Origin of the sequence: Collinsella aerofaciens (assembly GCF_039752775.1) — a bacterium.
Taxonomy (GTDB): Bacteria; Actinomycetota; Coriobacteriia; order Coriobacteriales; family Coriobacteriaceae; genus Collinsella; species Collinsella aerofaciens_R.
In genome coordinates, this window is the sequence record NZ_JBDMGT010000015.1 from 26,462 (window position 1) to 49,405 (window position 22,944).

The 22,944-nt window shown below is 57.4% G+C and carries 19 protein-coding genes; 15 read left to right on the forward strand and 4 right to left on the reverse strand.

Features of this window, described 5'->3' with window-relative positions; all coding sequences use genetic code 11:
• Positions 1-576: 576 nt before the first annotated feature.
• From ABHR63_RS05495 to ABHR63_RS05505, 3 genes are read right to left on the reverse strand one after another with little or no spacing between them, the layout of a single operon-like run.
• Entirely contained in the window at positions 577-2,433 is a 1,857-nt protein-coding gene (locus tag ABHR63_RS05495) for an ABC transporter ATP-binding protein (RefSeq protein ID WP_346965226.1), read from the reverse strand.
• Positions 2,433-4,799, reverse strand: coding sequence for an ABC transporter ATP-binding protein (locus ABHR63_RS05500; RefSeq protein ID WP_346965227.1), 2,367 nt, complete (start codon positions 4,797-4,799; stop codon positions 2,433-2,435). Before ABHR63_RS05500 ends, ABHR63_RS05495 begins: the two co-directional genes overlap by 1 nt.
• Complete coding sequence (locus tag ABHR63_RS05505) at positions 4,796-5,245, reverse strand: MarR family winged helix-turn-helix transcriptional regulator (RefSeq protein WP_217108184.1); 450 nt, start codon at positions 5,243-5,245, stop codon at positions 4,796-4,798. The genes ABHR63_RS05500 and ABHR63_RS05505 overlap by 4 nt, the downstream gene beginning before the upstream one ends.
• Before the next feature lie 290 nt (positions 5,246-5,535).
• On the opposite strand from ABHR63_RS05505, the gene ABHR63_RS05510 reads away from it, so the two are divergent.
• From ABHR63_RS05510 to ABHR63_RS05580, 15 genes are all read left to right on the forward strand, one after another.
• Positions 5,536-6,285: an SDR family NAD(P)-dependent oxidoreductase gene (locus ABHR63_RS05510; RefSeq protein ID WP_346965228.1), complete on the forward strand. Its 750-nt coding sequence runs from the start codon at positions 5,536-5,538 to the stop codon at positions 6,283-6,285.
• Positions 6,286-6,393: 108 nt separating this feature from the next.
• Positions 6,394-7,413: a 2-keto-3-deoxygluconate permease gene (locus tag ABHR63_RS05515; RefSeq protein ID WP_271761292.1), complete on the forward strand. Its 1,020-nt coding sequence runs from the start codon at positions 6,394-6,396 to the stop codon at positions 7,411-7,413.
• A gap of 466 nt (positions 7,414-7,879) precedes the next feature.
• On the forward strand, positions 7,880-9,931 hold the full coding sequence (gene pflB / locus ABHR63_RS05520) for a formate C-acetyltransferase (protein ID WP_055310750.1): 2,052 nt from the start codon (positions 7,880-7,882) through the stop codon (positions 9,929-9,931).
• Between the two features lie 85 nt (positions 9,932-10,016).
• Positions 10,017-10,268 carry an autonomous glycyl radical cofactor GrcA3 gene (gene grcA3, locus ABHR63_RS05525; RefSeq protein WP_006234861.1) on the forward strand — a complete coding sequence of 84 codons (252 nt, stop codon included), beginning with the start codon at positions 10,017-10,019 and terminating at the stop codon, positions 10,266-10,268.
• 303 nt (positions 10,269-10,571) lie between these two features.
• The gene (locus ABHR63_RS05530) at positions 10,572-11,582 is read left to right on the forward strand and encodes a LacI family DNA-binding transcriptional regulator (RefSeq protein ID WP_022094949.1); all 1,011 of its coding nucleotides are present in this window, start codon (positions 10,572-10,574) and stop codon (positions 11,580-11,582) included.
• 183 nt (positions 11,583-11,765) lie between these two features.
• Entirely contained in the window at positions 11,766-13,148 is a 1,383-nt protein-coding gene (locus ABHR63_RS05535; RefSeq protein ID WP_260699377.1) for a family 43 glycosylhydrolase, read from the forward strand.
• 45 nt (positions 13,149-13,193) lie between these two features.
• Positions 13,194-14,645 (forward strand): PTS transporter subunit EIIC, encoded by a 1,452-nt coding sequence (locus ABHR63_RS05540; RefSeq protein WP_052044095.1) that lies wholly within the window; start codon positions 13,194-13,196, stop codon positions 14,643-14,645.
• 125 nt (positions 14,646-14,770) lie between these two features.
• The gene (locus ABHR63_RS05545; RefSeq protein ID WP_346965229.1) at positions 14,771-16,189 is read left to right on the forward strand and encodes a glycoside hydrolase family 32 protein; all 1,419 of its coding nucleotides are present in this window, start codon (positions 14,771-14,773) and stop codon (positions 16,187-16,189) included.
• Between the two features lie 276 nt (positions 16,190-16,465).
• Positions 16,466-17,320 carry a DegV family protein gene (locus tag ABHR63_RS05550; protein WP_346965230.1) on the forward strand — a complete coding sequence of 285 codons (855 nt, stop codon included), beginning with the start codon at positions 16,466-16,468 and terminating at the stop codon, positions 17,318-17,320.
• 186 nt (positions 17,321-17,506) lie between these two features.
• Positions 17,507-18,325 (forward strand): pyruvate formate-lyase-activating protein, encoded by an 819-nt coding sequence (gene pflA, locus ABHR63_RS05555; RefSeq protein WP_346965231.1) that lies wholly within the window; start codon positions 17,507-17,509, stop codon positions 18,323-18,325.
• Positions 18,326-18,848: 523 nt separating this feature from the next.
• Positions 18,849-19,751, forward strand: a complete 903-nt coding sequence (locus tag ABHR63_RS05560) for a serine hydrolase (protein WP_346965232.1) — start codon at positions 18,849-18,851, stop codon at positions 19,749-19,751.
• Between the two features lie 78 nt (positions 19,752-19,829).
• A complete protein-coding gene (gene mtnN / locus ABHR63_RS05565; RefSeq protein WP_346965898.1) occupies positions 19,830-20,570 on the forward strand; it encodes a 5'-methylthioadenosine/S-adenosylhomocysteine nucleosidase in 741 nt (246 codons plus the stop codon).
• Between the two features lie 38 nt (positions 20,571-20,608).
• The gene (gene yihA, locus ABHR63_RS05570; RefSeq protein WP_055252447.1) at positions 20,609-21,199 is read left to right on the forward strand and encodes a ribosome biogenesis GTP-binding protein YihA/YsxC; all 591 of its coding nucleotides are present in this window, start codon (positions 20,609-20,611) and stop codon (positions 21,197-21,199) included.
• 101 nt (positions 21,200-21,300) lie between these two features.
• Positions 21,301-21,984, forward strand: coding sequence for a DUF3990 domain-containing protein (locus ABHR63_RS05575; protein ID WP_148346454.1), 684 nt, complete (start codon positions 21,301-21,303; stop codon positions 21,982-21,984).
• A gap of 31 nt (positions 21,985-22,015) precedes the next feature.
• Positions 22,016-22,648 (forward strand): helix-turn-helix domain-containing protein, encoded by a 633-nt coding sequence (locus tag ABHR63_RS05580; RefSeq protein WP_148346455.1) that lies wholly within the window; start codon positions 22,016-22,018, stop codon positions 22,646-22,648.
• A 112-nt stretch (positions 22,649-22,760) separates the two neighbouring features.
• Here the strand turns inward: ABHR63_RS05580 and ABHR63_RS05585 are convergent.
• The coding region (locus ABHR63_RS05585) for a hypothetical protein (protein WP_346965234.1) at positions 22,761-22,944 on the reverse strand (184 nt) is incomplete at its 5' end.

Here is a 22,944-nt window from a genome sequence, read left to right on the forward strand (position 1 = left end):
TCTCCTCAATCTATAGAAAGAGCAATAAGCGTATTGTCGAATGCTCGGCATTATCCGCTGTCGCACGCTAAAGTGCAACCCCTTGTCACCCCGAAACCTACCAAAAAGGGACAGGTTTATTTTGGTCGGTTTTATCTGGGTAAACGTCGGCGGATGCCGGGAGGGAGCGGCGCCGCGCGGGACCCTAAGGCTGTTGTCGGTTCCCTAGGAAATACCCTGTGGGCAAAAAATGCCAAATATGAGTACGGTTGCTATCTTAGTATCATATTGCCTTCGCAAAATAATAGACATAACAGCAAAATATGTTCATTAACGCAAACACATATAAGTCCGCTATGGTGCTGTTTGATCAATTTAGGGACGCGCGTAAGCCGTGGGAGCGGCATTTGAGGCGGTTTTGGATGTTACTAAAAAGGTAACAGTACTCATATTTGCCCTTTTTTGCCCACGGGGTCTGGAAAGCGCCGTCAGTGAGGTCTCAGGGAAGGCGTTTCGAGGCTCGAAGGACACAAAACGGGGGTGCAGGTTGTCCTGCGCCCCCGTTTTCTTGGCATTGCGGTTGTTTGCCGCCGGTTTTTACGCCGCTTCGTCGAACTGCGAGTTGTACAGGTCGGCGTAGAAGCCGCCCTGGGCGAGCAACTCGTCGTGCGTGCCCTTCTCGACGATATCGCCGTCGCGAATCACCAAGATCACGTCGGCGTTGCGGATCGTGGACAGGCGGTGCGCGATGACAAAGCTGGTACGGCCCTGCATCAGCGCATCCATGGCACGCTGGATGAGCTCCTCGGTGCGGGTGTCCACGTTGGAAGTCGCCTCGTCTAGAATCAGCGCCGGGCGGTCGGCCAAAATGGCGCGGGCGATGGTCACGAGCTGGCGCTGACCCTGCGACAGGTTAGTGCCCTCCTCATTGATCATAAAGTCGTAGCCGCCGGCGAGCGTATGGATAAAGTGGTCGCAGCGCGCGGCACGTGCAGCGGCCTCGACCTCGGCGTCAGTCGCATCGGGGCGTCCGTAGCGGATGTTCTCGCGGATGGTGCCGTTAAACAGCCACGTATCCTGCAGCACCATGGCAAACTCGCCGCGCAGCGCCGCGCGATCCCAATCTCGCACGTCGACACCCTCGACGCGCAGCGAACCGCCGTCCACATCGTAGAAGCGCTGCAGCAGCTTAATGAGCGTGGTCTTGCCGGCGCCGGTGGGGCCGACGATGGCGATGGTCTGGCCGGGCTGCGCCTCGCAGCTAAAGTCGTGGATGATGGTCTTGTCGGGCGTGTAGCCAAACTTGACATGGTCAAACTCCACGTGGCCGGGGCGCTTTTCGGGAATCTGCGCGTCGGCCTTCTGCTCCTCCTCGGGCGCGGCCAGGAACTCAAACACACGCTCGGTGGCAGCTGCCATCGACTGCATCGTGTTGCTCACGTTGCCCAGCTGCTGCACGGGTTGCGTAAAGTTGCGAACGTACTGGATAAAGCTCTGAATGTCGCCGGGCGTGGCATTGCCGGTCAGCGCGAGCTGTGCACCCACCACGACGACGCCCATGTAGCCCATGTTGCCCACCAAGCTCATAAGCGGCATCATCAGGCCCGACAGGAACTGCGAGCGCCAGCCACTAATAAAGAGACGGTCGTTTTGGCGGTCGAACTCCTCGATCGAGGCCTCGGCGCGGTCGAACACCTGAATGACGTTCTGGCCGGCAAAGTCCTCCTCGATAATGCCGTTGACGGCGCCCAGAACCTGCTGTTGCTCGCGGAAGTACGGCTGCGAGAAGTGAATCATCACGGTCAAGATAATCGCGGCGGCCGGCAGCGTGAGCACGGTGACGCCGGTAAGCGGTAGGCTGATCGAAAGCATCATGACGAGCACGCCGATAATCTGCGTCACCGACGTGATGAGCTGCGTCACGCTCTGGTTGAGCGACTGACCCAGCGTATCGACGTCGTTGGTGATGCGGCTGAGTACGTCTCCCTTGCTGTGGCCGTTGAAGTAACTCATCGGCACGACGGCAATCTTGGCGGCGATTTCCTTGCGCATGCGGTAGCAGATCTTTTGCGTGACGCCGGTCATGAGCCAGCCCTGGACCAGGCTGCAGACAGAGCTCGCCAGATACAGGCAGAGCAAAAAGCCGAGCGTCTTGGCGATCCAGTCAAAGTCAACGTCGCCGGTGCCGTTGACCTTGGCGACCAGGCCTTCGAACAGCTTGGTCGTAACCTGGCCGAGCACCTTGGGTCCCACAATGTTAAAGATGACCGAGCACACGGCAAAGGCGACGGCGGCAAACACGGCAATCTTGTGCTGGCCGATATAGCCGAGCAGCTGCCTCATGGTGCCCTTAAAGTCCTTGGCCTTTTCGCCGCGGCGCATGCCACCCATGCGGCCCATGGGACCACGCTGGCGGGTGGGCTTGGGAATCTGAGTCTTGGTCTCGTCTGCCATTAGCGCTCGCCTCCTTCCATGACGGCTGCAATTTCTTTTTGGGTAAGCCCCAGCTCCTCGGCGGAAAGCTGCGACTGTGCGATCTCCAGGTACGCCGGGCAGCTGCGCAGCAGCTCCTCGTGCGTGCCGGTGCCCACTACGTGGCCGTCGTCGAGCACGATGATCTGGTCGGCGTGCATGATGGTCGCGATGCGCTGGGCTACGACCACGAGTGCGGCGTCGGTAACGTTTTTTGCCAGCTCCTCGCGCAGGCGCGCGTCGGTCTTGTAGTCGAGGGCGCTAAACGAGTCATCGAACACCACGACCTCGGGCTTTTTGGCCAATGCGCGGGCGATGGCCAGGCGTTGGCGCTGACCGCCCGAGACATTGGAGCCGCCCTGGCTGATGGGGGAGTCGTAGCCGCCCTCGCGCTCGGCGATAAAGTCTTCCGCCTGGGCGACGCGTGCTGCCTGGCGCATATCCTCGTCACTCACCATGTCGCCGGCAAACTTGAGGTTGCTCTCGACGGTACCCGAGAACAGACGCCCCTGCTGCGGGATGTAACCAATGCGGCGGCGCAGCTCGGAAAGGGTCATGTCGCGCACGTCGATGCCGTCGAGCGAAATGCTGCCGCCCGTGACGTCGTACAGGCGCGGAATCAGCTGTACGAGCGTGGACTTGCCCGAGCCCGTGGAGCCAATGATGCCGAGCATCTGACCGGCATGCGTGGTGAAGTTCACACCGCTAATGACGTCGGCGCGGGCATCGGGGTACTGGAAGCTCACGTCGCGGAAGGTGAGCTCACCGCGCGGCGAGCTGGCCGTGGGCAGTTTGGGCGAGGCAGGGTCGTTGATGCTCGTGGGGCAGGTGATGACCTCATCTACGCGCTCGGCTGCGACCTCGGCACGGGGCAGGATGACCGAAACCATGGTGAGGATCATAAACGCCATGACGATCTGCATGGTGTAGGAGATAAACGCCATCATGTTGCCGACCTGCATCACGCCGTCGGACACGCCCTGCGCGCCAAACCAGACGATAAGCACGGTGATGCAGTTCATGACGAGCATCATGAGCGGCATCATAAAGCTCATGGCTCGGTTGGTGTAGAGCTGCGTGGTCATCAGGTCGAGCGACGCCTTGTCAAAACGTTCGAGCTCATGTTCCTCGCGGTTGAACGAGCGGATGGGCATAAGGCCGTCGAGCAGCTCGCGGGCGGTAAGGTTCACGCGGTCAACAAAGCTTTGCATCTTTTTGAACTTGGGCATGGTGAGGCCCATAAGCACGCCGACGACGGCCGAGACCGCGATGATGGCAACGGCGATGGTCCACTCCAGGCCGGTATGGTTGGCCAGGACGCGCATGACGGCGACGATGCCCATGACGGGGGCCATCAGACACATGCGGATAAACAGAGTTGCGGCCATCTGGATCTGCTGAATGTCGTTGGTGCAGCGGGTGATGAGCGAGGCCTGGCTAAACTTGCCCACCTCGGCCGGCGAGAAGTGCATAACCTTGTTGAAGGTCTCGCGGCGCAGGTCGCGGGCGATGGAGCAGGCGGTGCGCGAAGCCACGGCACCGGTCAGGATGGTGGCGACGAGCGACACGAGGCACAGTCCAAACATCGTGGTCGCCATGCGGCTCAGGTAGGCGTTCTGCACGTCGGCGGGGTCGATGCCCTGCGCCTTGTACTCGTCCTGTACATAGCTCACGGCGCGCTGGGTGACGATGGAGCCCGACATGGAGCCCATTTTGTCCGCCATTTGGTTGGCGCCCTCGACGAGCTTGCTTTGGTCTACCAGACCGCCCTCGACACCCAGGCGCAGGCTCTTCATAGTGATCTTACCGCCGTCGGCATCAATCTGCTTTTGCATGTTCTGCGCCGCTGCGGCCTTCTGCTGTATCTCGGCGAGCTGCTCGGGCGTCATCGCCGCCATCTGCTCGGGGGTGGGCATGGCCTGGGCGCCGCTGTTGTCTTTCTCACCGGACGTGCCCATCATGTCGTCCATGGAGCTGGCGTCAATGCCCTGGTTGAGCGAAAGGACGACAGTTTCGGGCAGGCTCATAATGTCGGCGAGCTTGCTGCCGTCGGCGCGCTCGTCCTCGGTGCCCTTGTGCGTGCGAATCCCGTTTTTGTCTGCCTTGCCAAACGCAGCCTCTACCGTCTTGGCGTCCTTGGCGCTCATAAAGAGTTCGAGGTCGTCGAGCGATTCGGCGCGGATGGTGTCGGGCACGGGCGAGGCGATGCCGCCTTGCTGCACGCCCACGTCGACGATGTCGCTCATATAGGTAGGCAGTGCCAGATCGGCGTTGCAGCTGATTACGATAAGTACGATAGCTGCGAACAGTGCCAGGACATGCTTTTTAAAGAGCTTGAGAATCCTCACTCGGCATCTCTCCTTTCTTGATTGCGGTCGATAATTTCGTTGGCACGTCTAAGAAGGCGCACCATCTCTTGGGTATCTGTTTCGCCGAGCTGCTCGAGGAAAGCCGCGGTGCGGTCCTCGAATTCCCGGCGTTTGATTTCGAGATCCTGGAATCCCTTGTCGGTCACCGTGACGTGCACGCGACGACGGTCGGTCTTTGAGTGCTCGCGCTCGACCCAGCCCTTGGCTTCGAGGGCGCGTAAGATATTGGCGATGCGGGCGCTCGAGACCCAGGCGCGATCAGCGAGTTCGCTCGGCGTGAGCGAACCGCCGGCGAGTATGAGGGCGCGCATGACGGCCATCTCGCCGCCGAGGGCTTTGTCCGCAAAACGCGAAATGCGCTGATGCATGCTGCCGAACTCGGTAAGGAGCTGACGCCCAAGTTCACGGAAATCGGTATCTTCCACCGAAAACCCCTAACACTAGAAACTATTTTCGGTGAAAGATGATACCCCTGCACGCACGCCCTATGCGGTAGATTTCTAAGCATGTCCCAAAAATCTACTTGGCCGCTAGGCAATATTAAGAGTGCATTAAGACTTAAAATCATTCAATTGCTGAAGCGTTTCAAAGAACTACTATGCACGCGGTTAGGCGAGGGGTTGTCACCACCATGACGACTGGGACTCATATAATCGCCACGTGCGATGCTCCAACTTCCCGCAAGGAGACACCTTACATAAAGGGGGATGGAGTCATGGCATTTGACTTCACGGGCAAGACCGCGATTGTCACGGGCGGCACTCAGGGCATTGGCCTCGAGATTGCCAAGGGCATCGTCGCGGGCGGCGGACATGTCGCGCTCATCGCAAGGAACGCTGCTAAGGGCGAGGCCGCTGTGGCCGAGCTTGGCGAGGGCAACAAGTTCTATCAGCTCGATGTCGCCGATGCGCCCAAGGCGCGCGAGACCGTCGAGCAGATTTTTACGGACCTGCCGCAAACCAACATCCTGATCAACTGCGCTGGCGTCATCAGCACCAAGAAGTTCGACGAGATCGATGACACCGAGTGGCGTCGCACCATCGACATCAACCTTAACGGCACCTTTACCATGATGAACGCCGTGTACCCGCACTTTAAGGCGGCCCATGCCGGCACTATCGTCAACGTGAGTTCCGTTGCGGGCAAGATCGGTGGCGGCCTGCTCGGCACCGCGGCCTACGCGAGCTCCAAGGCCGGTGTCAACGGCCTGACCAAGGCAGTCGCCAAGGAAGGCGGCAAGTTTGGCGTCCGCTGCAACGCCGTGTGCCCGTCGCTCACGTTGACCGATATGACCTCGATTCTCTCTGACGAGAACTCTCGGCGCATCATCAACGGTATTCCTCTGGGCCGCGCCGCCCAGGCCAGCGAGCCTGCGCAGATGGTGCTGTTCTTCGCTTCCGACCTCGCCAGCTTCGTGAACGGCGAGATCGGTGACTGCGACGGCGGCATCGTCTTGGACGGGTAATACCCCGCGACGATTATTCGGCGACGGCTCCTGCGACTCGGGACCGTCGCCTTCTTTCTGACATAGGCGCGTGCGGCTACGATTCGCATGCATCCAAAGGAGATATATATGAGTGAATCGACTGCGGTGGAGGCGCCGGCGGCAAAGGAGCCGTTCTTTAAGATGTCCTCCATCCCGGGCGCCAATATCTTGGTGCCGCTTCTGTTGGGCTGCCTGCTCAACACGCTATTCCCCGACCTGTTTAAAACGCTCGGTAGCTTTACGCTTGGCATGACCCAGCAGGGTGCAGGCCCGCTCGTTGGCGCCTTTTTGCTCATCGTCGGTACGACGATTTCGTTTAAGAGTGCTCCCGCCGCCGCTGCACGCGGCGCCATCATCATCGCTGTCAAGCAGATCGTGGTCGTTGCCGTGTCGCTGCTCATCCTTTATGTGTTCAACGACAACCTGTTTGGCATCTCTGCCATGGTGATGCTGGCGGCTTGCACCGGCGCCAACAACGCTATGTACGCTGGTCTGATGGGCACCATGGGCAACGAGGCCGAGCGTGGCGCTGTCGCCATCACCACGCTCGTTGTCGGCCCTCCGGTCACGATGATTGTGCTCGGCGCTGCCGGCCAGGCTCCGATCGGCTGGTCGCTCGTGGGTGCCATCCTGCCGATCGTCGTCGGCATTATTCTAGGTAACCTGTTCCCCAGCTTTAAGAAGATGATGGCACCGGCACTTTCCGCCATCATCGTGCTCGTCTTCTTTGCCATGGGCTCGACCATGACCTTTGGCCAGCTCATTAATGGCGGTCTCCCCGGTATTCTGCTCGGCGTGATCTGCTCGGTGGTCTTTGCAATTCCCGTCATCGCGGTCGATAAGCTCACGGGTGGTACGGGTGTCGCAGGTGCGGCCATTTCGAGCTGCGCCGGAGCCAATGTGGCCACGCCTGCTGCCATGGCAAGCGTCAACGGGGCCATGTACGGCGGCGCCGTGCTCGCGACGGCTACGGCACAGGTTGCTGCCTGCGCAATCGTGACGGCTATTTTGACCCCGCTGGTCACCAGCTGGTGCTACAAGCATTTTGAGGGCCAGGGCAACGGCAATAGCAAGGCAACGACCGACAAGGCCGCCGCAGCCGCCTAATGCCAAGCGGCAATCAAAGCTAAAAACTAGCTACGCCACAGGGCGGCCACGGGGGATTCCGTGGCCGCCCTGCAGTTTCTGTAGGGTCTCTGGGACACTTTACCCTGCTAAAGCTGGCATAACAGCTAGAGCGAACGTCGTACAAAGGCAAGGAAAAATACCATACAAATCGGTGAACGGTAGTTGTTTGCACTCGCATTTCCTGCGGGTTTGTAAAAAACGTCCTTATGATATAAAAAAAGAAACATATAACAGCCCAGATGGAGAGGGTCGCTATGTTATCCTTCTCAGACGGGTGAAATCTTGGGTTTTGGGTTGTAGTTCCAAGGTGGACAAACGTTTTCCCTGCACCAATGTGTGGTGAAGAACGGAAGAAGCCGGTAGTGCAAGCCGAACATTCAAGAATTCAATAAGCAGCGGTGTGAGAGAGCGCCGCATTACACGTAACTAGGAGCGTGGTTACACAATGCAGGAGGCATGGGAAGGCTTCAAGGAAGGCATTTGGACGGGAGAGGTTGACGTCCGAGACTTCATCCAGAAGAACTACACCCCCTACGAGGGCGACGAGTCGTTCCTCGCCGGCCCGACCGAGCGTACCAAGGAGCTGTGGGGCGAGGTTCTCGACCTGCTGCTTAAGGAGCGCGAGCAGGGCGGTGTCCTCGATATGGACACCAAGACCGTCACGGGTATCGTGAGCCACCCCGCTGGCTACATCGATAACGCCCACCGCGAGAAGGAGACCATCGTCGGTCTCCAGACCGACAAGCCGCTTAAGCGCGCGCTGCACGTCAACGGTGGTATCCGCATCGCTTGCCAGGCTGCCAGCCAGCACGGCTATAAGGTCGACGAGAACGTTGTCGAGCGCTACACCTTCGAGCGCAAGACCCACAACGCCGGCGTCTTCGATGTTTACACCCCCGAGATGCGTGCTTGCCGCTCGGCTCACATCATCACCGGTCTGCCCGATGGCTATGGCCGCGGCCGCATCATCGGCGACTACCGTCGTGTCGCCCTGTACGGTGTCGACTACCTGATCAAGGACAAGGAGGCCCAGAAGGCTTCCACCCCGACGGTCATGACCGCCGACAACATCCGCGACCGCGAGGAGCTGCAGGAGCAGATCCGCGCCCTCGGCGAGCTCAAGATGATGGCCGAGACCTATGGTTTCGATATTTCCAACCCTGCTACCAACACGCAGGAGGCCATCCAGTGGATGTACTTCGCCTACCTCGCTGCCGTCAAGGAGCAGAACGGCGCCGCTATGTCCATCGGCCGTACCTCCACGTTCATCGACATCTACGCTGAGCGCGACCTTGCCAACGGTACCTTCACCGAGGAGCAGATCCAGGAGTTCGTGGATCACTTCATCATGAAGCTCCGCATGGTCAAGTTTGCCCGTACCCCCGAGTACCAGGCCCTGTTTACTGGCGATCCGCAGTGGGTCACCGAGTCCATCGGCGGCATGGGTGTTGACGGCCGTACGCTCGTTACCAAGATGAGCTACCGCTACTTGCACACGCTCGAGAACATGGGCACCAGCCCCGAGCCCAACATGACCGTTCTGTGGTCGACCCGTCTGCCCGAGAACTTCAAGAAGTTCTGCGCCAAGACTTCTGTCGCCAGCTCCTCGATTCAGTACGAGAACGACGACCTCATGCGCGTTTACCACGGCGACGACTACGGCATCGCCTGCTGCGTGTCCTCCATGCGCATTGGCAAGGAGATGCAGTTCTTCGGCGCCCGCGCCAACCTGGCCAAGTGCCTGCTCTACGCACTCAACGGCGGTGTTGACGAGGTCTCCAAGAAGCAGGTCGGCCCCAAATATCGCGCCGTCGAGGGCGATACGCTCGATTACGATGACGTTGTGGCCAAGTACAACGACATGATGAAGTGGCTCGCTGGCGTGTATGTCAACTCGCTGAACATCATTCACTACATGCACGACAAGTATTGCTACGAGCGCATCCAGATGGCTCTGCACGACAAGCACGTGCACCGCTGGTTCGCTACGGGCATCGCTGGCCTTTCCGTCGTGGCTGACTCCCTGTCCGCCATCAAGTACGCCAAGGTTCACCCCGTCCGCGACGAGAATGGCATCATCGTCGACTTCGAGACCGAGGGCGAGTTCCCCAAGTACGGTAACGACGACGACCGCGTCGACCAGATCGCTCACGACGTTGTGCACCAGTTCATGGAGTACATCCGCATGAACGACACCTACCGCAACTCCGTGCCCACGACCTCGGTTCTGACCATTACCTCCAACGTCGTGTACGGTAAGAAGACCGGCTCCACGCCCGACGGCCGCAAGGCTGGCCAGCCGTTCGCCCCGGGTGCTAACCCCATGCACAAGCGCGATAGCCATGGCGCCATCGCTTCGCTGTCTTCGGTTTCCAAGCTCCCGTTCCGCGATGCTCAGGACGGCATCTCCAACACCTTCTCCATCATCCCGAGTGCGCTCGGTAAGGAGGACCAGGTGTTCTTTGGCGATATCGACCTTGATCAGCTGGGCGAGTAACTATTGTTAGTGCTATACTAACAATAACGATTACTGATTAGCGCGCCGGTTTCGGCCGGCGCCTATCGATCGAAGGAGACACATTATGAAGGTTTCTGAAGTTTCCGAGACTCAGGCCGATAACCTGGTCCACATGCTCGACGCTTACGCCGAGAAGGGTGGCCACCACCTGAACATCAACGTCTTCAACCGTGAGACGCTGCTCGACGCTCAGGCTCACCCCGAGAAGTACCCGCAGCTGACCATCCGCGTTTCCGGCTATGCCGTGAACTTCCACACGCTCACCAAGGAGCAGCAGGACGAGGTCATTGCGCGTACCTTCCACGATAAGTTCTAAAGGGTTCAACTCCTGTAGGATTACTGGGGCCGGTTTTGGGTTATTTTCCAAAACGTCCTCGGACATGCAAAGAGGCTCCGCTGCGCGCGTTGCGCGGCGGGGCCTCTTTGCGTCCTGCGGGATGTTTTGGAAAATAACCCAAAACCGGCCAAGCGGGGTTCTTCGGAGTCACCCTTTAGGCGGAACTCTCCTAATTATTTGGATGAGTCGTTTACTTACTTGTGCTGTTACCGTCTTCCCGCTGTTGTTGGGGTATGCTTTGTTCGTATGTAAACGTTTGACATGTTGATGGGGGAGGGTGCTATGGCTCGCGAGGGCGCTCGTTCTAAGGATTCTGCTAAGCCTGGCATCAAGGAAGTTGCAGCGGTGGCGGGGGTTTCGCCTACTACGGTATCTCGCGTGCTTAATAATCGCGGCTATATTAGCCAAGAGACCCGCGATAAGGTCCATGCCGCGATGGAGCGCATCAACTATACGCCCAACGATATCGCCCGTGCCATGCTCAACGGTCGCCTGAATCTTATCGGTATGATCGTTCCCTTTGTGAGCAGCCCGTTCCATGCTCAGGTTGTGCAGGCGGTCGAGCGCACGTTAGCGGAAAACGGCTTTAAGATGTTGCTGTGCAACAGCGCCAATCGACCCGATCTTGAGCGTTCCTATATTGACATGCTCCGCCGCAATATGGTCGACGGCGTCATCGTCAACTCCCTCAATATCGGTGCCGAGGCATATGCCGAGATGGGCTTGAGCCTGGTTGGCATCGACTGCGATCTTGGCGAGGGCTCTGTCCAGATTGCAAGTGACAGCTATGGCATTGGCGAGCTCGCCACGCGCCGTCTGATTGATGACGGCTGCAGGCGTATCCTGTGCCTGCGCAGCAATAGCCGCATGCGCATGCCTGCCAATAAGCGTACCGATGCCTACCTCGATGTTGTTGAGCAGGCCGGTTTGTCCGCGCTTGTCCGTGAGGTTGAGTTCGTTAAGCCCGACGACGAAAAGGGCGCGGTCGTTGCGAAGATCCTCGATGAGAACCCCGATATTGACGGCATCTTTGCGGGAGACGACACGATGGCGGCCATCTGTCTCAACGTGATGAAGCAGCGCGGCTTGAGCGCTCCGGACGATATTAAGGTCGTGGGCGCGGATGGTGCCCGCCGAACTATGACGTTTATGCCTGACTTAACAACCGTACGTCAAGATATCGATCGCATCGGAGAGCTCGCGGCGCAATCCATCATCGCTCTTATTAACGGCGATAATCCCGAATCGAATATCAAGCTCCCCGTTGAACTCATTGAGGGCAAAACCGCGTAGTTCATCCCGTGCCAAAAGAATTCCTCAAACGCCTCTGATGACCGTTCACCGGCATATGTCAACCGTTTGCCGACGACTGGAACTGCGAAAAGACGTATTGGTATGAAAACGTTTGACATATGAAAACGATTGACATATCTTGCCATTGTACCGAGTTAGTATGTCGTGGAAAGGAAGTCTCGGATGCACAAGGTGTATTACCAGCCTGAGGGAATTTGGGTAGGCGACATCATGCCGTACGGCGAGGACGGCACGTTCTATCTCTATCATCAGCGTGACACGCGTAACCCCGAACCTTTCGGAGAGCCGTTTGGCTGGGCACTCGCCACGACCAAGGATTTCGTCAACTACAAGGACTTTGGCGAGAGCCTTGAGCGCGGCGGCGACGAGGAAGTCGACCAGTACATTTATGCCGGCACGGTGTTTAAGGTGGGCGACAAGTACCATGCGCTCTACACTGGTTGCAATCGCGATAAGGTCCGCGCACGTTTGATGAAGCAGGTTCTTCTTCACGCAACGAGCGACGACGCCGTCAAGTGGGAGAAGAACATCGCCGAGACGCTGCTTCCGCCCCAGGAGGGTTACGATGACCGCAACTGGCGCGATCCCTTTGTGCTTTGGGATGAGGAGAACGAAGAGTACATGCTCATCCTCGGCACGCGTGTGGGCGAGGACAAGCGTCTGATGACCGGCCGCCTGGTCAAGTTCACCTCCAAGGATCTGACCAACTGGGAGTTCCAGGGCGACTGGTGGAACCCGGGCCTGTACACCATGTTTGAGATGCCTGATCTCTTTAAGATGGGCGACTGGTGGTACCTCGTCTTTTCCGAGTACAGCGACGGCAACAAGACCCGTTACCGCATGTCCAAGTCCATCAACGGTCCTTGGATTACCCCCGCTGACGACTCCTTCGACGGCCGCGCGTACTACGCCGCTCGCACCGCATTCGATGGCGAGCGTCGCGTTCTCTTTGGTTGGGTTCCTACGCGTGACGAGGGCGGCGACCCCAGCTCTTACCTATGGGGTGGCACCTTTATGCCCCTCGAGATCGTTCAGCGTGCCGACGGAACGCTCGGCACCAAGCTCCCCGACAGCATGCTTGGCGCCTTTGGCGAGGGCAAGGCTGTCGAGACCTTTGAGCTTTCCTGCGAGTCGGGCAAGGTCGAGCAGGTGCTCGCCGCGGATGCCGGCTCCACCTACTTGCTCGATGCCGACATTGAGCTCGGCGGTAACGCTGCCGGCTTCTCGGTCAAGTTCGCTGAGGACGCCGAGACCGGTCTTGCCTATGAGTTCCGCGCCAACCTGCGCGAGGGCAAGCTCGAGTTCACGCCGGCTCCCCAGTACCCGTGGTTCCAGGTCAACAACATGGGCCTCGAGCGTCCGTTGTTCTTTAAGGGCGAGGGCACTCACCATGTGCGTCTGGTCGTCGACGACGACATCGCGACCATCTTTGTCGATGATGTCGCGCTCAACGCTCGCTTCTGCAACAAGCAGGGCCAGGGTGTGGCGCTTACCGTCACCGACGGTGCGCTCAAGTGCGCAAACGCAACGATCGCGTCTCTGTAGCGGCAACGAACCGTTTTATGATTTAGAAAAGGAATGGAGAGGAACATGGACTACAAGGCAGTGTCCCAGCAAGTCGTCGACAACGTCGGCGGACTGGAGAACATCGAGGGCGCCACGCATTGCGTGACCCGTCTGCGTCTGGTGCTCAAGGATACGAGCAAATACAACAAGGCCGAGCTCGAGAACATCGATGGCGTCAAGGGCGTGCTGTACAACAGCGGCCAGCTCATGATCATCTTCGGTACCGGTACCGTCAACAAGGTTTACGATGAGTTTATGGCTCTGACGGGCGTTAAGGAGATCAGTGCTTCCGAGGTCAAGGGCGCCGAGGCGGACAAGAAGGGCAAGTTCTTCTCGGTCCTCAAGGTATTCTCGGACATCTTTATCCCCATCATTCCCGCCTTCGTCGGCGCTGCAATCATCATCGGCCTTAAGTCGCTGATCGTTGCCAACGGCCTCTTTGGCATGGAAGGCAGCCTCGCCGATCACAGCGAGTTCCTCAAGAACCTCGCAAGCTTCTTTGCCATTATCGCCACCACGTTCGACTACCTGCCTGTCCTGGTTATGTACAGCGCGGTCAAGCGTTTTGGCGGTAACCCGATCCTGGGCATCCTCGTCGGTATCGTCATGGTTCACCCGAGCCTTATGAACCGCAACACGTTCGTTATGGACCCGACGGGTGCTGAGTACTGGAACTTTGGTCCGCTATCCATTCCCATGGTTGCTTTCCAGGGCGGTGTGTTCCCCGCAATCCTGACTGCCTGGTTTATGGCCAAGGTCGAGAAGATTGCCCAGAAGTACATCCCCGAGGTCGTTTCGTTCGTCTTTGTCCCGACCGTTACCCTGATTCTTGCTAACGTTGCCCTGTTCACCGTGTTCGGCCCGCTCGGCAACCTGATCGGTGACGTCCTCGCCGGCGTAATCGATATCCTGTACAACAGGATGGGTGTCTTTGGTGCCTTTGTCTTCGCCGCGTTCCTGCAGCCGCTCGTCGTTACCGGTACGCATCAGTTCATCCAGGGTATCGAGGCCAACCTCGTTGCCACGACCGGCTTCAACTACATCCAGGCCATCTGGTCGGTTTCCATCATCGCCCAGGGCGGCGGCGCCATCGGTATGTACCTCATTCACAAGAAGCACTCCAAAGAGCGCAACATCTGCATGTCGTCCTTTATCCCGACGCTGGTCGGAATCTCCGAGCCCGCTATCTTTGCTGCAAACATGCGCTATTCGATCATTCCGTTCATCTGCGCATGCATCGGTGCAGGCTGCGGCGGTGCCTTCGTCAAGCTCTTTGAGGTGCGCGCTATCGGTCAGGGTCTGACCGGCGTGCTTGGCCTGCTCATCGTCACGCCCGAGACCCTCGTGTGGTATGTGGCTGGCAATCTCATCGCCTTTATCGTGCCGATCGTCTTGATCTTTGCCTACAACAAGGCAAAGGGCGTGCCGACCACCGATGAAGAGGGCGCTGGCGCAGGCTTCGATGTCAGCTTCTAGTTGAGCCATTCAGTGCAATGTGCGGATAAGTCCATTTGAGGAAGGGCGTTCGGCTCGTGTGAGTCGGGCGTCCTTCCCTATAGACGAGAAAGTCAATGGCGATGTTAAATCAAAAAAACAAGGTGATGCGTGCGGACTATGAGCAGTGGCGAGCTGGACAGGATGAGACGGCGGGTCGCATCGCGTCCGACCCCGATAGGCTCCTGTTCCATGTGGAGCCTGAGCTTGGTTGGCTCAACGACCCCAACGGTTTGGTTCAGATTGGTGATACGTATCACATCTATCATCAATACGATCCGTTCGATGCTGCGCATGGCGGTCCAGTGCTTTGGAACCATCTGACGACAAAGGATTTTGTGACGTACGAGAATCACGGCCCCGTGCTGTTCCCCGATTCCGATTTGGATTCGAGCGGAGCGTATTCTGGTTCTGCCTTTGTACGCGATGGCAAGATTCACTACTTCTATACCGGCAACGTCAAGCATTTTGACCGCGATGATTACGACTACGTGTTGACGGGCCGTGAGCAAAACCAGATTCATATGGTTGCCGAGAATCCCGACGAATTGGGCGAGAAGCGCATAGCTGTTGGACCGGTCGATTACCCCGACGATATCGGTACGCACGTGCGCGACCCCAAGATCCTTGAACATGGCGGTATCTACTACATGGTTCTGGGCGCTCGTACGAAAGACGACCGCGGCTGCGTGCTTGTCTATACCTCGCGCGAACTAGAGGACTGGAACTATGCGACGCGTATTGAGCTGGACGAGAACTTTGGCTTTATGTGGGAGTGCCCCGATCTGTTTGAGCTCGATGGCGAGCTTATTCTCGTTTGCTGTCCGCAGGGTGTGCCTGCCGATGGTTGGCGTTACCGCAATCCGCATCAGTGCGTGTGGTTCCCTATCGAGGCCGATTGGGAGGCGCCGAGCTTTAAAATCGTCGGGCAGGGCATGCCCCCGATGGTCGATGCCGGTTTTGATTTCTATGCTCCGCAGTCCTTTGAGGATGCTGCAGGCCGGCGTTTGATGATCGGATGGTCGGGTTGCCCCGATGCGACGGCAGAAAACCCGACGGTGGCGCGCGGGTGGCAGTGCGCGTTGACGGTGCCGCGAGAGCTGAGCATGCGCGATGGTAAGCTCTGCCAGCAGCCGGCGCACGAGATTGAGAGGATGCGCGGCGACTGCGCTCGCGCGACAGGCGGTGAAACCGTTGAGGAGCCGGGCCGCCTGTTTGATCTTGTGGTTTCCTGTGAGGGCGCCAAGATGGTCGAGCTCGAAATCCGCAAGGGTGTCTTTGTGCGCTATGCAGATGGGATGCTTACCCTCGACATGGGTGACGAAGGCTATGGGCGCGACCAAAGGTCGATCGAGCTCAGCGAGCTTCGCGACCTGCGCGTGCTTTCGGACACTACGATGGTCGAGATTTTTGCCAACAGCGGCGAGGCGGCACTTACGAGCCGTACCTATTCGCCGGCGGTTTCGGCGATGGGGTTGCATGCCGAGGGTGCGGCGTCGATGGATTTCTACCGCCTCGCGCATTAACCGTGCGTGGAGCACGATTGGACTTGCCGGGCGGAATGTGTCGCAGTTGCCGCAGCGAACTACCGTTTATCGTGTATAGCTACCGTTTGCGGAGTAAGTAACACTCTTTAATAAACCGTGTAGAATCTCAGATAAGCACGGAGTTTTCCAGGGAGACGCTGTCCTTTGTTGTGCGCAAGGGGCGGCGTCTCTTTGGCGCTTTGCGGCCGTTGTGCAACAGTGCGGCGGCGCGCGCCATGTATTGAAAAGCCAATGTCGAGATGGGTCGTGATAAGAATGGGCAAGTACGTAATCGTGGTTGAGTCTGGGTCGGATGTGACGCCGGAGCTCTGCGAGCGCTACGGCATCGTGCGCGTGCCCATGCATGTCACAATTGGTGACGAGACCGTTGAGGACGGCTCCATCGATCCGCTCGAGATTTACTCGCGCTGCAACGAGCTCGGTGTTATGCCTAAGACGAGTGGCTGCGCGCCTGCGGATTTTGCTCACGTGTATGACCGTATCCATGCCGAGCAGCCCGATGCGACCATTCTGCATCTTGCGTACTCCGAAGTCACGACTTGCTCGCATCAGTCCTCCAAGATTGCGGCTAAGGGCCGTGACTACGTCTTCTCCATGGATACGCGTTTTGTCTCGGTGGGCCAGTCGCTCGTTGCCGTCGAGACCGCCAAATACATCGAGGCTCACCCCGATGCCACCGTCGACGAGATCTTTGCATTTACGAATTCCGTCATGGACCGTGTGTTGCTGGGTTTTGTTCCTACGGACCTTGCCTTCCTTAAGGCGGGCGGTCGCTTGTCCAACGTCGCGTTCCTGGGCGCCCACCTGCTCAAGATTAAGCCCTGCATTGAGGTAACGGGCGGTAAGTTTGTGGCGACCAAGAAGTTTCGCGGCTCTATGCTCAAATGCGCCCGCGCCTTTATTGACCACATGGTTGCGAAGGGCGAGATCGACTATTCGCACATTGGCCTGGCGTATTCGGTAGGTCTTTCCCAGGAGCTGCGCGACGACATGGAAGTCTATGCGCACGACCTGGGCTTTAAGGACGTTACCTGGACTCAGGTCGGCGGTGTCATCTCGAGCCATTGCGGCCCGACCGCCTTCGGTGCGGTGCTGACGCTTAAAGCGTAAGACCTGGCGTCTATCGATTTCTATTGCCTCGGCGGCGGGCGGGTTGCGACAACCTTCCCGCCGCTCTTGCGTGGGGCCAAATAGAACAACCCAATTGACCGCTAAACCGTTTCGCCATCATGCATATGGGCTAGAATGACTCTGGCATTTATGTAGCTAAAACCAATGAGAGGCAAGGTAGCGGGAATGGCTGAGATGACACTCGAGGGTGTGGACGCTCGTCCCGAGGACTCTGCGTTTGCCCTGGGCCGCGTGCATTCGATTGAGACGATGGGAACGGTCGATGGACCCGGCATCCGCTTTGTGGTGTTTGTTCAGGGCTGCCCCATGCGCTGTGCGTATTGCCACAACCCCGATACCTGGTCGGTTAACGGCGGCACCATGGTGACCGTCGAGCACCTGATGGACGAGTTTCAGAGCAACCATGAGTTTTACCGCAGCGGTGGTATTACGGTGTCCGGCGGCGAGCCGCTCCTGCAGCCTGAGTTTTTGGCCGACCTGTTCCGCGCCATGCACAATAACCCCGACGGTCGCGTGCATACCTGCCTGGATAGCTGCGGCTATGCGTTCGATCCCAACCATCCCGAGAAGTTCGATGCCGTACTCAACGAGACCGATATGGTGCTGCTCGACATTAAACACGCCGATCCCGTCGAGCATAAAAAGCTGACCGGTTGCGATCCCGCACGCATTCTGGCGTTTGGTGATGAGCTTGCCCGTCGCAAGATTAAGGTCGTTATCCGCCACGTGGTGGTGCCCGGCATTACCGATACGGTTGAGGAGTGCGAGGCACTCGGTCGTCTGATCGCTCCATGGCATAACGTGGTCGGTCTGGAAATGCTGCCGTATCACACGATGGGTGTCGTCAAGTACGAGCAGCTGGGGATTCCCTATAAGCTCGAGGGCGTTCCACAGATGGATACCGCGCGCATGCCCGAGCTGCGCAACGCCGTCATGACGGGCATGAAAAAGCGCCGCGCGGAACTCAAAAACGCCATCGGCTAGCGAGCCATTTTCAGGCACTCATTGGGGACAGACTTAAATGAGTGCCTCTGGGCACCAAGTTGATTGCCAAAGAGGCCCGTCAAGTTGTGGTGGAATAGTTCTTGTTTTTCGGCTTATGCCGCCCAAATAGGAACTATTCCACCGCAACTGCGTTTTGGGCGGAGATGCGCAACAGAATCGTGCCATTTGGATAAATACGCTTGTGGTTTCTTTAAAGACGCCTTAAACGCCGCTGAATATCTTTGGAAAGAAATGCCTGCTCGGTATTATGCTGCTCGTATATAAACGGTAGCAGTCAGGAGACCACGTGCGAAACAACGCATCGCGGGACGAGTATGTGCCGCAGCATAGCAGCAGATATGAGACGAAGGGCACGTCTTCGCGTGGCCTTGTCGACGCTCGCATCCGCGTGACGAAGATTGCCGCCATTGGGATGCTAACGTTGGCGGTTATTATCCTCGGAATTACCGCCAAAACCTACGCGTCGGAGCGAATGGCACACTCAGATGCGTCAACGGTACAGATGCAAAACAAAAAGGTCTCTGAATCTAAAGCCACCGCAAGCCAAACCCTGTCGACAGCGAGCCTCAAGACGAGGCTTTCGAAGGCGGACTTTAACGATATTCCCTCAGGCGATACCGTGCAGACCTTCTCACTGGTTGATGACCAGATCCCCGCCCTGGAGGATGAGAGCCTCGCCGCGCTCCAAGATGCCCTGAGTCAGGCGCAGGAGCTGGGCGATGTGGGCGTGGTGTTTTACGATCTGACGAGCGGCAAGGGTGTGACGTATGACGCGGACGCCGAGGTGTACGGTGCGAGCAGTTATAAGGCACTCTATGCGTTGTACATCTGCGAATCCCTGGTCGAGACGGGCCAGGTCTCACTCGATGATTCCCTTGGCACCTATGGTGGCTACAACATGGGCTGGCAGACGGTGCGCGACCTGATCGAGGCCGCGGTCGTTAATTCGGACAACGATTCGTTTATTGCGTTACGCGCGGCGTTTGACCGTGTCGGTTACGAGGATTGGATTGTCAGTCTTGGCGTCGATTACGATACCGCACTCGATCCGATGAGTGATTTTCCCACCTATTGCCCGCGAACCTCGGCCAAGTTGTGGCGCGAGATGAGCGAGTATCTGAGCCATGATACCGAGACGTCACAATGGCTGTCGGGCCTTCTGGCCTCTACGGCCCGATCGTTTATTCGTGACGGCATTGCGGACGACCAAGCCTTGGTGCGCAACAAGGCAGGCTGGATTAGCGAGGATGGTTGCTATTCGACATGCGATGCGGGCCTTATCGACATCGATGGCCGTACCTATGTCATGAGCATCATGACATCGATGCCGTGGAGCGACCGCTCGAGCGAGGTTACGGCTGCGATTGCAAAGGCTCTGTTTGATACGCGAGCTGCGCTGGCCTAGCGTGTTCGTTTGACGAGGTCAAACAAAATGCTGGTACCATACCGTGGTTGAGAATTTCGTATAGGTTTGGGGAATGGCATGGCTACAATCGCGATTATCGGCGCACTCGAAAAAGAGATCATGCAGATTAAGGAAGAGTTGAGTAACGCTTGCATGGTACAGGAGGCGGGCTTGAACGTTGTGACCGGCGGGCTCGACGGTCTGTCGATTGTCGCCACAACGGCGGGTATGGGCACGGTGAATGCCGCCGCCGCAACACAGCATCTCATTAGTAAATATGCCCCGCAGGCCGTTGTGCTCTCGGGTATCGCGGGCGGTTTGAACCCCAAGCTCCATATCGACGACGTGGTTATCGGCAAATGCCTACGCTATCTGGATACCGATACCGCGCTTATCGCCGAGTCTGCACCGGGGCTCGAGGAGTTTGGCTCGACGCCTGCGCTGGTCGATATTGCTGCCGATGTGCTTTCTGAGCGTGGCTTTGTTAACGCTTCGATAAATGCAGCCGCCTCGAACGAGGGCGCAAAGCAGTTCCTGGTCGGCACGATTGCCACGGGTAACCGCTTTGTGACGGGCGCCGCCATGCGCAATGACGCTATCGAGGCGACGCATGCCGATTGTGTCGGCATGGAGGGCGCGGCAATTGCCCACGTCGCAACCAAAAATGGTGTCGATTGCCTGGTGCTGCGCGCTATCAGCGATAATTGTGACGAGGCGTACGATGCGATTTGCGACCGCGAGTTCGACCTGTTCGAGTATGCCCGCACCGCGAGTGGCATTACGCTCGATATCGTTCGCCGTATCGCTGCTATCTATTAGCGCGCTCTTTTGTAAGAACCTACGACCAAGGAGTGTCCATGGCCGATTCCATTAACTACCAGCTTGCCAAGTTCGTTGCCAGCTATGGCAAGGTTTCGCAGATTCCCGAGTCCACCTGCCCCGAGGTGAGCTTCGTCGGCCGCTCCAACGTGGGCAAGTCGTCGATCATGAACAAGCTTTTTGGCCGCAAGAACCTCGTCAAGGTTTCGAGCACACCGGGCAAGACGAGCAACATCAACTTCTTCGAGGCCGACGACGTGCACTTCGTTGACCTGCCGGGCTATGGTTTCGCCCGTCGTTCCAAGGCCGAGCGTGACCGTTGGGCAGAACTTATCGGCGACTTCTTCGACTCGGAGCGCAGCTTTAACCTGGTCGTGTCGCTGGTGGATATTCGTCACGACCCGAGCAAACTCGACCATGACATGATCGACTACCTGCAGGGCAACGAGTTCAACTTTATTGTCTGCCTCACCAAGGCAGACAAACTCAGCCGCACCCAGCAGGCCCGCCAGGCAGCAGCCATCAAAAAGCAGCTCAACGTCCCGGCCGAGAACGTGATCATCACAAGCTCCCAGACCGGTACCGGCATCGATGAACTCAAGCGCCGCATCGCCGAGGCTTGCCTCTAATAAGGGCTCTTGGCAGGCAATAGTTTGCATCTATCTATATCACCCCAGTGATAGTTATTGCTACACTATCACTGGGGTGATATTTTTGTTTGGAGGTCGATATGGAGCTTTGGCACGGGTCGGAGGTTGTTGTCGAGCATCCGTCGTTGGATAAATGCAGACAATTCAATGACTATGGGTGTGGGTTTTATTGCACGCCACATGAGGAAATGGCAATGGAGTGGGCATGTCGGACCGAGTCCGATGGTATCGCGAATCGATATGAGCTCGATATTGATGGTCTCGCGGTCTTGGATTTGGAGTCCGGGGAGTTTTCAATCCTCAATTGGCTTGCGATTTTGGCTAACAATAGGGAGTTCAATGTTTCGACACCGCTAGCGCGCGAAGGACTTCGTTATCTGCTGGATAACTGCCTGATTGATATTTCTCCCTATGACGTTATTCGAGGCTATCGCGCCGACGATTCCTATTTCTCGTTTGCAAGACAGTTTGTCAACGGCATGATTTCGCTCAGGCAATTGCAGCGCATTATGTTTTTGGGGGATTTGGGCATTCAATATGCGCTTATGAGTGAGCGTGCGTTCTCAGCAATCAGATTCTGCGAATGGAAGCAGGCGTTGGGATCTGAGTATTATCCCAAGCGCTTTAAGCGAGAGCAGAACGCGCGGCGCAAGTACTTGGAAACTGTGAATGGATTCGACTCTGAGGGTGTCTACATTAGGGATTTAATGGCAGGGAGGGTTGATTTAAATGATCCAAGAGTTAACGGATTGTGGGCCGAGTAGAACATACCCCGTCTACTATCTCGAGGATGCAATGAACAATCTCGGCGACTGCTTTGACTATGCCGTTAACGATTATGGAGCAGAAGGATCGGAAGTTGCTGAACTCTTTTGCCTGAGCGGCGTAGCTCGCGAGTTCGAACGCGGCAACGCATGGGTAGTGTCGGGAAAATCGGGCGTTGAGCTGTTCGCGCTTATCGCCGAAAGGTCGGGCTATCAATCAAGGCCGATGCCAAATCGAACCTACCGATTCGAAAAGACACCGGAATATTGGACAGGCTGGATATTGGCATACCTTCAGTGGCGCCTAGGAGAGTCTTTCGAAGATTTGCTGCATGTCGTTCCATTTGATGTGCTACGCAGTCTGTACTACCCCTGGCACGAAGCCTCGGAGGAACGTGTGGCTCGCCTCGTCTGCGATATGGCGAAGAAAGCGTCCAGGCGAACAAAACTTGCGTTAGCAAGAAAGAAGCTTAAGAAAACCCAACAAGACCTGGCATACGAATCAGGCGTATCGCTCCGCTCAATCCAAATGTACGAACAGCGCCAACGAAACATCAACGAAGCCTCGGTAACAACCGTAAGAGCTATAGCAAAAGCCCTCCACTGTAACATCGAAGACCTCCTAGAACCAGTCTTCGAATACAAAGAAACAAGCGCCGCCTAAAGGGGATTCTGGCCACTGATTGCTCAACTTGTGGTTCACCAAGGGCAATTTGAGCAGCGAAGCCGGCTGTCTCGTTGGAGCGTGCAGGCCTTGTTGATATTTAAATCCGCTTTTATATTGAAATGCCCCGCCAAGCTAAAGTGCTCGGCGGGGCAATTTTCGATTGACGATGCTGCCAGGGGTTGAGTTTTAATATATCGCGAGTAAGAGGCGTCTGAATGTTAGCGCCGGAATAATTTAGCCAAATATAGTCGGCCGAGATTGACCAATCCCGGCCGACCCATTTTAGCCAACAC